The organism is Actinoplanes sp. NPDC051513, from assembly GCF_044454685.1.
Lineage (GTDB): Bacteria > Actinomycetota > Actinomycetes > Mycobacteriales > Micromonosporaceae > Actinoplanes.
Map to the genome: position 1 here is coordinate 1 of NZ_JBITDW010000050.1, position 13702 is coordinate 13702.

Here is a 13702-nt window from a genome sequence, read left to right on the forward strand (position 1 = left end):
CTCGGCGCCCTCGCCCTGCACTACCCAGACCGCATCGGCCCCTACATCAACTGACCAATACTTACGATCATTTACACAAAAATCTTGACAAGCTCTCGCGTGGGTCGCGGTGGCCATCTGCGGGTGGTGGCGCGTGGTGATCCTGTACCGCGTCCAGCACCGTAATCCCCGCACCCGGCTGACCAACTCACCCCCTGACCCCACAACCGGAGAAACCCAGGAGACCACGCCCACCGCCGCGACAGACGGCCCATCACCACGCCCGGCACACACTCTTCACCGGCAAACCCCGATCAGAATGGCCAGACCGACCCAGCAGACGCGACCCGCGAATCATCGAGGCTAGACGTGCATAACGACGCCGGTCACTATCAGCCCGAGCTACCCGACTCCAATCAATGCCACGAGAATGAGGACAAGACCGACTTCTTCTGGGGACCCTAGGATCATCTTGTGGATCGAACACAGCAAGCCAATCGGGCGGTGGCCGCATGGGCGGCCGAGGTCATCGGCGGCCAACCCACTGCGCGCGGTTGCCGCGGGGAAAAAGCCGGACAGCAGGTCAGCATTGCGCGATTCACCGACCGACCCCAGAAAGGCGTGACCACCTACGCCACGCTGGGCCTGTCAGACACACGGGTCCCAAGGCAAGTCGAACCACCGCTCGGCACAGAGATCTTGGGCGTCTGCGACAGCGTAGCCACGGACTTTCCCCAGATCCTCGGCGTTATCGCCTACCGCGCCCAGATCGACGGCCGGAGCTGCGAGCCGGACGAAATCTTCGACAACGTTGTGCCGCCCGGCCTGTCGGCGACGCTGCGCCATGCCATCCTGATCCCGCAATTCCTCTGGGACGATGACGCCTTCGCTGTTCGGGTGATCGACTACAAGACCGTCGTCTGGCTGCTGGCCGTGCCGATCACCGATGCCGAACGCCAGTACGCGTTCGACCGCGGTCCCGATGAACTCCAGACCGTCTTCGAAGAGGTTCAGATCGACATCTTTGACCCACAGCGCCCGTCGGCAGTATGAGCGTCCCTGTGCTACGCGTGACAGCGACTCGCTGCACCCCTGCGGAGCCCCAAGGTGCGAGGCACAGACGGCGTCCTCGTAAAAGCGCGGATGAGCGGCACCGAGGGCGACGAACGCCCCGTCTCGAGTGTTCGCGACCCCCGGCGCGATCATTTTCCCTTGGCACCTTGGGATCCGGCACAGCATCCACGCGAGCGGCAGCGTGACCGCATTCGGCCCAGCTCGGATGATCGCGCGCGCTGTCCACGCCGGACGGCGACGAGTCACGCCTCGTCTACTGCGGCGTCGGGCCGTACTTGTCTGGACCGGCTCACTGGCAAGCTCATCGAGCTGATCTGTGGTCGGGTGAGACACCCGGCCACAGATGCAAGGCCAAGGATCCGAGCAAGAGCAACTAGATCCGGACTATCTGACCTGCGATTATGCCACCTGCAAGCTGCACAAGGACTAAGGTGCGCGGCGGGCCGGGATGCCCCGGCCCGCCGGTTGCGCGGTGAGAAAGGACGTTTGTTGGCGCCTGAGATGGACGCAGTTGTCGTCGAACACGAACGCCTGATCGGCGTCGACTACTCACGCCGGACTATCGATCAGTTCGCGGCCGTGGGGGCAACTTTCGAGGACTGCCACTTCGACCGCACGCGAATCAAGGACGCGGCTTTCGGTGCCGGCGCCGAGATCTCGCGGTACGTCCGCTGTTCCTTTGACGGCGTCGGCCTCACGGCGCTCGGCGGCTTTACCCGCTTCGAAGGATGCACCTTCCGCAATCTGCGGGTCACGAAGGTGAGCCCGGACTATCTCGAATTCGTCGACTGCGTTTTCCGTGGACGGATCACCGGCCTGCGCCTGTGGGGCGCACCCCTCGACGGGGAGTTGCGTTACTCCCTATGGGCGCGGCTGGGCCGGCCCGAACCGCGCGGCCTACGCGACCTCATGCTGCGCGCGCGAAATGAGATCTACGGCAACGACTTCACCGAGACCACCCGGCTCGACGTCGAGTTCCGGTTCGGCGTCGACCTGACAACCCAGCGTCTGCCCACCGGCGACGATTACCTCTACCTGCCAGAGGCGGAGAAAGCGTTGCTGCACGCATTGGCCGAGACGGCGAGCAGCGCCCCCGAGGCGACCGGATTCCTCCAGGACCTGCTCGACCGCGAAGTCCACCGTGGTCAGCGCCAGCTCTTCCTGCGCCCGGACACCTTCCGCACCGCCGGCGCCCAAGCAGCCCTCGAGGCTCTCCGGCAGAGCACCAAACCTCAATAGCGCCAGCCCGCCGGCGACCGTCAATCAGACGAGCAAAGGCTGCGCGATCTGGGCTTGCGCAACTTCATCCAGGCAGACGTGGAGATCAAGGTCGAAGAGCTCCAGGTGGCGTTCGGCGTCCATGCCAATCTTGATCAATACCTGCGCCACGTGACCGAAACGTACGCGAGCCGCCCTCGCGTCTGAGTGTCCCGCGACGAGGCGGCGGAGGTCGCGCACGGAGTCCTCGCCCTCGCCGTCCTCTGCCGCTGGCCCGCACGGGTAGCCCCGTGACACGGCGGCGGACCTTATCGTCGCCAAGGCCCCAACCCCGCAAAGTCCGCGCTCACGGACGCCCTCACCGTTTCGCCCCGGCTGATCCCGCCCGCTACCACCACCCTCAAGGGCATCCGGCCCATGGCTCGCGAGGCCGGCGCGGACCTCAAGACGCTGCAGGATCTGCTCAGGCACCCCACCGTTGAATCGAAGTGCGCCTATACAGCGTGACGGCGCGCCTCCGCTCGTCCGCCAACCAGCCCTGAGATGCGCACGGTGGCTGGGCGGCTCCTTCACGGAAATTCACGCCACAGCAGGATTCCGGCACAAGATGTCGCCGAGTCTCGGTGGGACAGGAGGGACTCTCGCCGACTACAGCAGGTCGAGGACGGTCTCAAACGAGCGGCCAGGACAAGGTCAATCTCGCCTTGCAACCGAACACTGACCACGCTGCCGCCAACCGCCCGGGCCAGGAAGACTGTGACCGGAGGCGTTCCCTCCAACGGGTAGCTGAACCACGCCTCGGCCGACTCGTCGTCGGTCGGATCGAGCGCGCCGGCGAGCGCAACCTCATCGAGCTCATCGCATTCGTACCCGATGTACCGGCGCCGTTGCGTTGTCGGATCTTTGGACGGGTTGGATCCCCGGCTCGGGTCAGCGGTCAGATCGCCAGGGCGAGTTCGGTGAACGCCGCGGCGACCTGCGTCGCCGGCGAGGCTTCGGCGGCGAGTTCGTAATGGCCGCGTCGAAGGTTCTGCATGAAGGCGTGCCCGGCGATGATGACCTGCGCGCTCCGGTCTGTTCGTAGCCCGCGCATCGGTCGTAGCCGGTGCTTGAGCCGGCTGTGATCGGCCTCGATCGGGTTGTTGGCATATTGCTCGACGTGGTGCCACGCCCGCGGGATCAACTCAGCCAGGACGGTCGGATAGATAGCGGCGGCGTCGGTGACCACCTCGGCAGGCGTGACCTTCAGCGTCGCCAGCGCCCGGCCGAAGAACCGCCGGGCGGCGTCAGCGTCGCGACGCGCCGAGACGAGCACGTCGATGACCTGCCCGTCCTGGTCGACCGCCCGATACACGTACCGCCAAATGCCGTTGACCTTGACGTAGGTCTCGTCGACGAACCACCTGTCACCCGGTGCGTGACGGGCGAAGCGGGCGGCGTCGGCCAGCAGCGGGGTGAACCGCTGGACCCACCGGTAGACCGTGACGTGATCGACCTCGACACCACGCTCGACCAGCAACTCTTCGATATCACGATAGGACAGGTTGTACCGCAGGAACCAGCGCACCGCGACGACGATCACCTCGGCCGGGAACCGGAACCCGGCGAACGCCGAGGTCGGCGGCAGCCACCGGTGCGGGTGGATCGATGACTTCACTGTTCAAGTCTGCCTCGATCTTGCCAACGCCCAACGCAACAGAGCCCGCCAGCGCCGGGGCGTCGATCGCGTCGAGGACCCGCCACGCGGTGGGATCCGACGCGACCGGCCCGAACAGGCCCGGCTGCTGTCGCAGCACTGCCAGATCCGCGATCGCCTCACCACCGTCGGCGAGCAGCACCGCGAGATCAACCGCGACCCGGCCCGGGTCATGCACCGGCCGCCGCTGCCTTCCTACGCCCAGAGCATCCACGAAACCGCTGTTCAAGCCGGTCTTATCGGCAAGATCGGTCAGTAAGCGGGTACCGGCATGGCCGACCACACCACGAGCGCCACCAGCGACGACAACCTTCGGACGCGTACGCGTACTCTGCACTCTGAAAGTGCCTTCCGTGCGGGATGGTCAGGGCCTTAGACATCCCAGATCTTCCCAGATCAGAAGGCACTTTCGCGTTCCAGGGTCCCGCCACCAGCCGCCCTTACTGAAGGCGCGAGGCTAGCGCATATTTCCACGTTGCTGAAGCAGATCGCATCCGTACGCCGTTTGATCTGGGCGTCACGAAATCCACGAGAGGCCGTACTCGCGTAGTACTGAAGAGGAACGTTATTGCTGACCGGACAACCGGAGGTGCGTGATGAACAGCAACGCCGGCTACGGCCGGAAATGGAAGAAGTGGCTGGCGATCTACGCAGTCGCGGGAGTGGTCGTCTATCTGATCATCTACCTGGTCTTCTTCGCCGGTGGTGGCGGCGGTGGTGGTGGTGGGTACTGACCGGACCGGGCATGACCGCCGGATAGTGTGCTCCGCTCGTCTCGGCGCCCAGCGCCGCTCTTGCCGTATCGGCCGATGACCGGCGGTGTGCGCCGTCCGTCCCGACTGTTGACCCAGTCAGGCGACCACTTCTTCCGAATCGGGTTGAGCAATCGCTGAAGTGGTGTCTCAGAAACGGGAACGCGATCTCCTCGAAGCTGCGTTTCGCGGGTCGAAGTGAGGAGGCTGTTGGCCGGCATGTTGAAGCCGGTCGAGTCGACTCGGGTCTGGACGCCGATGCTCGAGCACTGGCTGTCGTGACGGTCACGCCATCATCCGGTGGGCTTCGGCGACCAGCTCGCATCGGCGCATCCAGTTCGCGCCGGCTGTACCGATGCCGGGGGAGACGCTGATGCTGTCGGCACCCGCTTCGGCGTAGGCCGCGAAAAGTTCGGCGGCTTCCGCCGGGCTTGCGATGACCATGGCCGTCGCTTCTTCCGGCGAGATGCCGTGGTTGCCGGGCAGACTACGGACGAAGGACTCACGGGCCGGACGGGCTGCGCGAACCGACTCTTCACCGGTCTGGATGGTGAAGCCGCCGACATGGATGACGGGGTCCGCGTGCTCGCGATCGGCCGTAGCCTGGCGCAGCTTCGCCACACCGCTCGCCAGCGTGTTGGGTGTGATCTGCGAGGGGTACCAGCCGTCGCCGGAGGTCGCGGCGCGGCGGATCGCGACATCGGAGTTGCCGCCGACCAAGAGGGGAGGCACCGGTGCCGCCGGTGCCAGCGTGACGATGGGCTGCCCGGACTGGTCCGGTAGCCGCGTTGGCTTTCCGGCGATGAGCTGCGGAAGGACCGCGAGTGCGCTGTCGGTGCGCTTGCCCCGCTCGCGCCCCGCGACCGCGACCGCCCCCCAGAACGGTAAGTCCGGTATGCCGCCGGAGCCTACGCCCAGCACGACGCGGTTCCCGGACAGGTGCTGTAGTGCCTGGACCTGCGCGGCCACCCAGACGACCGGGCGCAGTGGCAGGTTGAGCACGCCGAACTCGATGCCGACGCGTTCAGTGGCCGCGGTGGCGGCCGCGAGGACGACCATGGCCTCCAGCGTGGGTGTGCCATCGCCGAGGATCAGGTCGGCAGCCACCACAGCGTCGAACCCCAGCGCCTCGACATGCCGGGCAGCCGCGATGGCCTCAAGGCTTCCCAGCCTGCCACGCTCGCCAAGAGTGGGCAGGCCGATCCCGATTTTCAACCTGGGCCGCGGGCTGGACGTCGTCGCCACTCCCTCGATCGTCCTCTCTCGATCTATGCCTACCACACCGTGATGCAAGCACCGCCCTCCGCTGTTTCCGCGTTGGGTCAGCCGGTGAAGGACTCGGGGCAGAAGCGGCCCCAGGCCACGAAGACGGCCATGGCGAGATCGACCAGGTCGGGCACGATCGTTGCCTTTTCGCCACGGCGGCGGCGCATGATCACCGCGCCGACGAACAGCAACGCCACACAGGACGCGGTCACCGGTACCAGAAGCGGCGCGATGTCGAGTACGGCGGGCAGGATCAGGCCTGCCGCGCCTAGGATTTCGAGGGTTCCGATGGCCCTGAGGGCGCCGGGGCTGAAGTCGAGGACCCATTGCGCGGCGGCGCCGCCCACGGACGCCAACTTCTCCCTGGGCACGAACATCTTGGACGTGCTGACCAGCAGGACAGCGGCCAGCACTGCGGCAACGATCCACAAAGTGAGGTTCATGGTTCCCTCCAAGTGTCGCTGGCGTTTCCCGGTGTCGGGTCGCCCTGTGGAGCCGACACCGGCGACCAACCGGCCCTGCGCGTCGAACGGCATCGCGCTGGGGCTCGCCGTTGACGTGGGTCACCTGAACACACACGCCAACGCGCGCCGCCACGGCCATACAAGCCGGCAAGGTCCGTGCCATCCGTTGCCGGCCGTTGACCGGCCGCGCCGACGCCGGTACCTTACCGCCGCCGTCAGCCTGCAGCGTCACATTCTGCGCTGAGCAGCACCTTCAGCCCCGGCAGGTCGCCGTGCTCGGCGGCGGCGAAGAAGCGCTGAGCCAGCTCTTCTCGCTGCCGCGCGAGGCGTAGTAGCGCGGTCGCCGCCCCTGGACGTGGCTGCGGGCCCGCGCGACCATATGCCGCGTGCTGTCCACATCAGCGCCGATGATTCGGCGGCCTCCGCATGTGGATAGTGGAACGCCGGCACCCAGTGGAACGGCGGAGCGGAGTTCGACGTCGTGGAGAGCTTCGGCTACGACAACGGCCCCAGGGTGGAGACACGAACTTCGACGGTCGCTACTGGCAATCCGACCCGGTCGGCGGCACGTCCACGACCAACGGTTTCAACTCTTCCAACTGGGCCCATCACATGGCATCAGATGGCATCAGATCGCATCACGCGGCCGCCGCTCTCGGCCAGCGCCATGTCCAGGTGCCAGTCGTGTACGGAGGACAGTGCCAGCCGGCGTGGCGGCTCGCACGCGTCGATCGTCAGGTCCATCCAGGACTTGCCTTCCTCGTGCACCGTCTGGACCTGGATCGTGCGCCCGGTGCTGCGTCGCCCTGCCATGGGCCGAACAGCGTGCCGTGCGTTCGGGATCGGTGAGGCTCGCCCACACATCGGTCACGGTGCGTGGAACGCGCGGGTCAGCACCAGGTCGTTGCCGAACAGTCGTCCGGTGGGTGCACACCCGGCTTGGTCCTCATCCACGAGGCCGTCCGCATCGTGCCGCGCCCCGCGCGCGGCCATGCGGAGCTGCCGCTGAGCGCGTGTAGATCAGGCCGCCCGGTCAGCGGCCAGGAACGCGAGCAGTTGCGCGGTGACCTCTTCCGGTCGCTCCTCTGCCAGGAAATGACCGCAGTCCAGGGCCTTTCCGCGCACGTTGTCGGCCCGCTGCCGCCAGGTGGACAGCACATCGGGCTCTGTTGCGTTGGGCGTTGGCAAGATCGAGGCAGACTTGAACAGTGAAGTCATCGATCTGGAGCCTGCGCAAACTCGCGGACTACCTGGCCACCGACGCCGCCCGGCGGGTGGTCATCGGCCGGGAACGGCTGCGGCAGATCCTGCGCCGTAACGAGGTCAGCTGGCAGCGGACCCGCACCTGGAAGGAGTCGAAGGACCCGGACTTCGACACCAAACTCGACCGGATCGAGGAGGTGACCAGCAATTTCCCGAACCGTTGTTTCGCGTTCGACCAGTTCGGGCCGCTGTCGATCCGCCCGCACCACGGCCGTGGCTGGGCGCCGCAGTCGCACCCGGATCGGCTGCCGGCGACCTACCATCGCACGCACGGCATCCGGTACTTCCACGGCTGCTACAGCCTCGGCGACGACCAGCTCTGGGGTGTCAACCGCCGCCGCAAAGGCGCAGATCACACCCCGTCCGCGTTGAAGTCGATCCGCAAGGCACGACCGGACGGCGCCCCGATCTACGTCATCCTGGACAACCTGTCGGCGAACAAGACCCCGACCATCCGGGCTTGGGCCGCCCGCAACAAGGTCGAGCTGTGCCTGACGCCGACCAGCGCGTCCTGGGCCAACCCCATCGAGGCGCAGTTCGGGCCGCTACGGATGTTCACCATGGCGAACTCGAACCACCCCAACCACACCGTCCTGGCACGGGAAATGCAGAAATACCTGCGCTGGCGCAACGCCAACGCCCGCCACCCCGACGTCCTGGCCGCCCAACGCCGCGAACGCGCTCGTGTCCGCAGTGAACGCCAGCAACGCTGGGGCCGCCCCCGGGCCACGGCCGCCTGACCGATCAGACCCGGTAAACGTTCATGGTCAACGCACTAGCCGAGCACGGCCGCACTCTCGCCACCGCTCGGCAGGCCGACCTCGACCAGTGGCTCGCCGACCACAATGCCCGCCGGGAGGCCGGCAACTTCGTCCGCTGGGCTCGCCGCAACAAACTCACGACGCTCGAGCCCTCCGCCACCCGCTGGAGCGGTCCCGCCGCGCCGATCGACACCGAAGCCCGCTGGGAACGTGCCCGCCTGCTGCTGCACGATGACACCATCGACCCGGAAGTCCGCGTCGCCGGCCTGCTGGTTCTGCTCTACGCCCAGCAGCCCGCCACGGTCAGCCGGCTCACCCTCGACCACCTCCACATCACCCCGGACAGCATCCGCCTGCGGCTTGGCCGTGAACCTGTCGTCCTGCCCGAACCACTCGCCGGCCTCGTCCGCTACCTGGCCAGCACTCGCCGCGGACACGCCGTCATCGGCGCCGCAGGCACCAGCCCATGGCTGTTCCCCGGCGGCCAACCCGGCCGGCCCATCAGCGCCTTCCAACTCACCAAACGACTACGCGACCTCGGCCTCAACCCCACGCAGTCCCGCTCCACCGCGCTGTTCGACCTCGCCACCGAACTCCCCGCCGCGATCCTCGCCCGGATGCTCGGCATCCACATCAGCGTCGCCGCTGCCTGGCAACGCGCCAGCGCCGGCGACTGGACCAACTACGCCGCCGACATCAGCCGACGCACACCTGGGGAGCCGCCGTGAACGACGCCAGCCCAACGCGACCTGGGCATCACGCCACGACGAACAACGCAGCAGCACTGCGGGCCCAGCTACAGCACGTCTACTGGATCGGCGGCGGGAGTGGAGCAGGCAAGTCGACCATCGCTCGCCGCATAGCCGCTCGGCACGGCTTGCACCTCTATGCGACCGACGACGTGATGCCTGATCACGCCCGGCGCAGCACACCCGAGGAGAGTCCACAACTGGCCGAGTTCGTGGCAACGGACATGGACGAACGTTGGGTGAACCGATCCCCGACGACCATGCTGGAGACCTTCCACTGGTTTCGGGGCGAGAGCTTCAACCTGATCATCGAGGACTTGCTACGCCTCCCACGAGAACCTCGTGTGATCGTCGAAGGCTTCCGGCTGTTGCCACACCTCGTCAAGCCCCTCCTCGCGACGCCCAGTCACGCCGTCTGGCTTCTCCCGACACCCGACTTCCGACGGACAGCGTTCGAAACCCGCGGCTCGCTATGGCAAATCCCCGGCAAGACCACCGATCCGCAAAGAGCACTGCGCAACCTGCTCGCGCGCGACGAGATGTTCACCGAACGTCTCCACGAGGAAACAAACCGTCTTGCGCTGAACGCCATCGAGATTGATACCGCGACGACCGAAGACGACCTGACGGAACGAGTAACGGCAGTATTCGGACTTTGAGACTCGAGCGGCACACCGAACTCGGCCACCGGCCTCGACCCGTCGGGACCAGCTCGGACGAGGAGAGCAAGCCATGGCCAGGCTCTCGAGGACAGGCATTCAGACACTTCCGATATCCGACATCGCCAGAGGCGCCGACCCCGGACGAGGTCATCGCCCACGTTCTCGCTCACCACGAGCGGCAGCGAACAGGGCGGCCGGAGCCGCCCGCGCCGCCCGCGCCTGGTTACCGTCCCGAGGTGCTGGCGGCCCTGTTCGGCGCCGCGACGACAGGCGGAGGAGCCCTGTGACAGCCGTGGCTTCGGGCATTTTGGCCACCAAGACCGAGGCCTCCGAGGTGGACAAGACGGTACCGCGGGGTGAATGGGAACCGCGGCCCTGCGAGCAGACCTGGTGGCAGACCCGACAGGGCCGAGAGGGGCTGGTCGGGCGGTTGCTGCACACGTTCACCGACCCGAGCGCGGGCTGCACCCGGGACAAGACGCGACGGCGCGGGCTGGGCAAGCTGCTGGACTGGCTCGAACGCCAGCCCGGGGATACTTGGCAGGACCGGTGGCTGGCCAGCGGAGCCGACGCCGCGGGCTTCAACTGGGCCGATCTGCCGCTGCGCGAGCGTGTCCCGGTCCGGCGTCATCATCGTGACGAGTTGTCCTGCGGGCTGGCGCTGCTGGTAGCAGGGCAGGTGATCCGGCCTGGCTTCCCGTGGCTGCTGCGGCAACGTCAGGCCCTGATGCTCGCCGAGACTCGCACGGCCATCGACCCCGACGGCTTCGCCAACCTTGACCTTCACACCCAGCCTGCCGCCGGATGGGCCCGGTCCGATGCCTTGAACAAGCTCACCTGGATCGTGATCCGCAAAGGTGGCCTGGTCGCTGACATCACCGGCGGCGACTGCGTGGAGCTGACCGAAGCGTTGCAGGAGCACCATTTCCGGGGCAGCGCCGGCCGGCCGCTGTTCTACGCGGCGTTGAAGAAGGCCGGCGTGCTGCCGGCTGCGGCTCCCGAGCGGTTGCGGGTGCTGCGGTTGGACGGGCGCCGCAGCATCGAGCAGATCGTCGACGCCTACGGCATTCAGTGCCGGCCGGTCCGTGACCTGCTGGTCGAGTACCTCAGCGAGCGGGCCCCTGACCTCGACCACACCTCGCTGCGCTCGGTCGCCCGCAATCTCTGCCGCCTGTTCTGGCGCGACCTGGAACTGCACCACCCCGGCATCGACTCGCTGCGGCTGGAACCGGCGGTCGCGCAGGCGTGGAAGGAAAGGTTGGCCCACATCCGCGACGCCGACGGCCATCCGGTGCGCCCTCGAGTGAACTACCGCTGTGAACTGGTGTTCGTGCGGGCCTTCTACGAGGACATCGCGCGGTGGGCCGCGGACGACCCGGCGCGGTGGGCGCCGTGGGTTGCTCCCTGCCCGATAAAGGGGGTCAGAGGTGACCCGCAAGAAGGCCCAGGCCGGGGTCAAGGCCCGGATGGACCAGCGGACCAGGACCCAGCTGCCGCTGTTGCCAGCCTTGCTGCGGGTCGTCGAGCAACAGCGCAAAGAGGCTGAAGAGTGTGTCAATGCAGCCACGGGCGCGTCCGCCGGGGACCGGTTCGCCGCGGTTGGCCAGCAGTTCCAGCGTTGCCGTGTCGGCCAATCCGGACGGATCTTCGCCACCGACCTGGTCACCGGCAAACGGCGGGATCTCACCCACGAGGAGCAGGCCGCGTTCTGGTCATGGGCGACGGTGGAAGTGTTGCGGCACACCGGGATCCGCATCGAGGAGATGCTGGAACTCAGCCACCACAGCTTCGTCGCCTATACGCTGCCCACCACCGGCGAGGTCGTGCCGATGCTGCAAATCGCTCCGTCGAAGACGGATGCGGAGCGGCTTCTGTTGGTCTCGCCCGAGCTCGCGGAGGTACTGACGGCGATCATCTTCCGGGTCCGTGCAGGCCAAGCGGCCCTGCCGTTGGTGTCCGCCTACGACGTGTTCGAACTGACCTGGTGCCCGCCGATGCCGTTTCTGTTCCAACGACGCTTCGGCACCGAGGATCGGCCGCTCACCCGTAGCTACATCCGGGAGTGCCTCGTCGCCACGTCACAAGCTGCCCAGATCATCGCCGGCGGCAAGCCCCTTGTGGCGGCCCCACGACTTTCGGAGGATCTTCGTCACCGACGCCATCCGCTCCGGGCTACCACCGCACATCGCCGCCAAGGTCTGCGGTCACGCCACGGTGGACACGACTATGGGCTACGCCGCGATCTACCCCGAGGATGTCATCACACACCATCGGGCCTTCATCGCCAGACGTCGCGCCGAGCGACCCAGCGAGGAAAACCGCGAGCTGATCGCCACAGAGTGGGACGAGTTCCTCGCCCACTTCGAACTGCGGAAGGTCGCCCTCGGAACCTGCGGCCGCGATCACGGAACGCCTTGCCAGCACGAAAATGCGTGTGTCAGATGCCCACTCCTTCGGGTTGATCCGGGCCAACTTCCTCGGCTGGAGGAGACCCACGCCAACCTCGCCGACCGCCTCCAAGAAGCCAAGGACCAAGGCTGGCTCGGCGAGGTCGCCGCGATCGAGACCACCATGGCCGCCGCGGCCCAGAAACTCGAAGCCATGCGCACCGCCCGCAACACGCCCGTCCTCCTCGGCATGCCCGACATCCGGTCTTATCCCGGACGGTCGAGCGCAGGCTGACCACGCCAGCGGTGTTCCCGGGCATCAACGCCTGGGAACACCGCCCAGTGTCAGGTAAGACGCCAGTCACCTGTCGGCGTGCTGACCAAGGGCCGGCTACGACCTGCCGCGAGGTTGCAGCCACTGCGGGTCGACGGAAACCGTCTCGGGGCTGAGGCCGTAGTGGTCAGCGACCTCGCGCAGCCGCTGTTCGCCCCGGCCGAGGGTGAAGCGGTGCCCATCCGGGTCACGCACGATGAAGTCCCGCATGCCATAAGGACGAGAGGCCACCGGCTCGACAATGTCGGCGCCGGCCTGCCGGTACTCCGCGCACAGGGCGTCGGGATCCTCGACATACACGTAGGCGGACTGCGCAGGCAGGAGCGAGTCGCCGGTCCACGGGACAAGCAGCAGCATCTCAATCTCACCGCTGGCCAGGGCGGCGAGACTATCGTCGGCAATGCGCCACGCAAGGCGAAAGCCAAGTGCTTCCTGGTAGTAGGCGACCGAGCGGTCCATGTCGGTAACAGGAAGCCGGGGCATGAGGTGCAGCCAGGTCGTCAGATAGGTACGCGCGTCAACGGTCACGGTGTCCTCCTGGGTCAGTGCATCCACCGCCTCCAGCAGGCGGCGGACTTCGTCGAGACGGGCCTCCAGCCGCGCACGATGGTCGCGGAACAGCTGGCGCCGTTCGGCGTCACTGGTGCCGGCCAGGATGCGGCGGATATCGGCAATGGGCATGTCCAACGATCGGAGCAATGCGATAGCCCGCGCGGCGCTGGTCTGGCCACGCGTGTAGTAGCGGTAGCCGGACTGCGCTTCGCGGCCGTCAGGCTCGAGCAGCCGCAGCCGGTCATAGCGGCGCAATTGCGGAATGCTCAAGCCGACAAGCTCGGCGAACTGCCCGATCTGCCACCGCCCGGATTGATCGTCCATGTGATCGTCGTCCACGACGCCGATTCTGCGAGCCTGACCCGCGTCAGGGTCAAGACCTGGACCTCGCCGTCGGTGTCCGCGGGCTGGCCAGAACTGCCCGCCGCACGCACCTCGGTGCTACGTCCGGCGGGCGGGATGACGATCCGCGACATCGGCCACCATCTGCAACGCACCCTCGGGACCGAGCTGTCGCACGACACGATCTCGAAAATCACCGACGC

General features: G+C 67.0%; 14 protein-coding genes and 3 pseudogenes. 9 read left to right on the forward strand and 8 right to left on the reverse strand.

Features of this window, described 5'->3' with window-relative positions:
* The first annotated feature begins 453 nt into the window (after window positions 1-453).
* A complete protein-coding gene (locus ACIA5D_RS50935; RefSeq protein WP_396037978.1) occupies window positions 454-1032 on the forward strand; it encodes a suppressor of fused domain protein in 579 nt (192 codons plus the stop codon).
* A 522-nt stretch (window positions 1033-1554) separates the two neighbouring features.
* Complete coding sequence (locus ACIA5D_RS50940) at window positions 1555-2292, forward strand: hypothetical protein (protein ID WP_396037979.1); 738 nt, start codon at window positions 1555-1557, stop codon at window positions 2290-2292.
* 24 nt (window positions 2293-2316) lie between these two features.
* Here the strand turns inward: ACIA5D_RS50940 and ACIA5D_RS50945 are convergent, their stop codons facing one another.
* From ACIA5D_RS50945 to ACIA5D_RS50955, 3 genes and pseudogenes are all read right to left on the reverse strand, one after another.
* A complete protein-coding gene (locus ACIA5D_RS50945) occupies window positions 2317-2442 on the reverse strand; it encodes a hypothetical protein (protein ID WP_396037980.1) in 126 nt (41 codons plus the stop codon).
* Window positions 2443-3208: 766 nt separating this feature from the next.
* Window positions 3209-3898 (reverse strand): IS6 family transposase, encoded by a 690-nt coding sequence (locus ACIA5D_RS50950; RefSeq protein ID WP_396037991.1) that lies wholly within the window; start codon window positions 3896-3898, stop codon window positions 3209-3211.
* 76 nt (window positions 3899-3974) lie between these two features.
* Window positions 3975-4304 (reverse strand): annotated as a pseudogene (locus tag ACIA5D_RS50955) (IS1380 family transposase); the annotation flags it as partial.
* Between the two features lie 259 nt (window positions 4305-4563).
* On the opposite strand from ACIA5D_RS50955, the gene ACIA5D_RS50960 reads away from it, so the two are divergent.
* Window positions 4564-4701 carry a hypothetical protein gene (locus ACIA5D_RS50960; protein WP_396037981.1) on the forward strand — a complete coding sequence of 46 codons (138 nt, stop codon included), beginning with the start codon at window positions 4564-4566 and terminating at the stop codon, window positions 4699-4701.
* Between the two features lie 303 nt (window positions 4702-5004).
* Here ACIA5D_RS50960 and ACIA5D_RS50965 read toward each other — a convergent pair whose 3' ends face one another.
* The 4 genes from ACIA5D_RS50965 to ACIA5D_RS50980 form a co-directional block, all read right to left on the reverse strand.
* Window positions 5005-5964: an LLM class flavin-dependent oxidoreductase gene (locus tag ACIA5D_RS50965; RefSeq protein ID WP_396037982.1), complete on the reverse strand. Its 960-nt coding sequence runs from the start codon at window positions 5962-5964 to the stop codon at window positions 5005-5007.
* A 77-nt stretch (window positions 5965-6041) separates the two neighbouring features.
* The gene (locus ACIA5D_RS50970; RefSeq protein WP_396037983.1) at window positions 6042-6521 is read right to left on the reverse strand and encodes a DoxX family protein; all 480 of its coding nucleotides are present in this window, start codon (window positions 6519-6521) and stop codon (window positions 6042-6044) included.
* Between the two features lie 546 nt (window positions 6522-7067).
* Window positions 7068-7262, reverse strand: coding sequence for a hypothetical protein (locus ACIA5D_RS50975; RefSeq protein WP_396037984.1), 195 nt, complete (start codon window positions 7260-7262; stop codon window positions 7068-7070).
* A gap of 207 nt (window positions 7263-7469) precedes the next feature.
* Window positions 7470-7667 (reverse strand): alpha/beta fold hydrolase, encoded by a 198-nt coding sequence (locus ACIA5D_RS50980; protein ID WP_396037985.1) that lies wholly within the window; start codon window positions 7665-7667, stop codon window positions 7470-7472.
* 5 nt (window positions 7668-7672) lie between these two features.
* Here ACIA5D_RS50980 and ACIA5D_RS50985 point away from each other — a divergent pair.
* The 5 genes and pseudogenes from ACIA5D_RS50985 to ACIA5D_RS51005 form a co-directional block, all read left to right on the forward strand.
* Window positions 7673-8452: pseudogene (locus ACIA5D_RS50985) on the forward strand (IS630 family transposase); the annotation flags it as partial.
* Window positions 8453-8475: 23 nt separating this feature from the next.
* A complete protein-coding gene (locus tag ACIA5D_RS50990; protein WP_396037986.1) occupies window positions 8476-9201 on the forward strand; it encodes a hypothetical protein in 726 nt (241 codons plus the stop codon).
* Entirely contained in the window at window positions 9198-9881 is a 684-nt protein-coding gene (locus tag ACIA5D_RS50995; protein ID WP_396037987.1) for a hypothetical protein, read from the forward strand. Before ACIA5D_RS50990 ends, ACIA5D_RS50995 begins: the two co-directional genes overlap by 4 nt.
* Before the next feature lie 286 nt (window positions 9882-10167).
* On the forward strand, window positions 10168-11430 hold the full coding sequence (locus ACIA5D_RS51000; protein WP_396037988.1) for a hypothetical protein: 1263 nt from the start codon (window positions 10168-10170) through the stop codon (window positions 11428-11430).
* A 569-nt stretch (window positions 11431-11999) separates the two neighbouring features.
* Entirely contained in the window at window positions 12000-12566 is a 567-nt protein-coding gene (locus tag ACIA5D_RS51005; RefSeq protein ID WP_396037989.1) for a site-specific integrase, read from the forward strand.
* A gap of 96 nt (window positions 12567-12662) precedes the next feature.
* Here the strand turns inward: ACIA5D_RS51005 and ACIA5D_RS51010 are convergent, their stop codons facing one another.
* Window positions 12663-13496 (reverse strand): VOC family protein, encoded by an 834-nt coding sequence (locus ACIA5D_RS51010; RefSeq protein ID WP_396037990.1) that lies wholly within the window; start codon window positions 13494-13496, stop codon window positions 12663-12665.
* Here ACIA5D_RS51010 and ACIA5D_RS51015 point away from each other — a divergent pair.
* Window positions 13482-13702, forward strand: a pseudogene (locus ACIA5D_RS51015) (hypothetical protein); the annotation flags it as partial. The gene ACIA5D_RS51010 and the pseudogene ACIA5D_RS51015 sit on opposite strands and share 15 nt — an antisense overlap.

Bases quoted from the DNA above. Each gene is read 5' to 3' on its own strand.
- ACIA5D_RS50980 (WP_396037985.1), bottom strand. From the start codon at position 7,667: ATGACTTCACTGTTCAAGTCTGCCTCGATCTTGCCAACGCCCAACGCA.
- ACIA5D_RS50970 (WP_396037983.1), bottom strand. From the start codon at position 6,521: ATGCCGTTCGACGCGCAGGGCCGGTTGGTCGCCGGTGTCGGCTCCACA.
- ACIA5D_RS50975 (WP_396037984.1), bottom strand. From the start codon at position 7,262: ATGGCAGGGCGACGCAGCACCGGGCGCACGATCCAGGTCCAGACGGTG.
- ACIA5D_RS50990 (WP_396037986.1), top strand. From the start codon at position 8,476: ATGGTCAACGCACTAGCCGAGCACGGCCGCACTCTCGCCACCGCTCGG.
- ACIA5D_RS50960 (WP_396037981.1), top strand. From the start codon at position 4,564: ATGAACAGCAACGCCGGCTACGGCCGGAAATGGAAGAAGTGGCTGGCG.
- ACIA5D_RS50940 (WP_396037979.1), top strand. From the start codon at position 1,555: ATGGACGCAGTTGTCGTCGAACACGAACGCCTGATCGGCGTCGACTAC.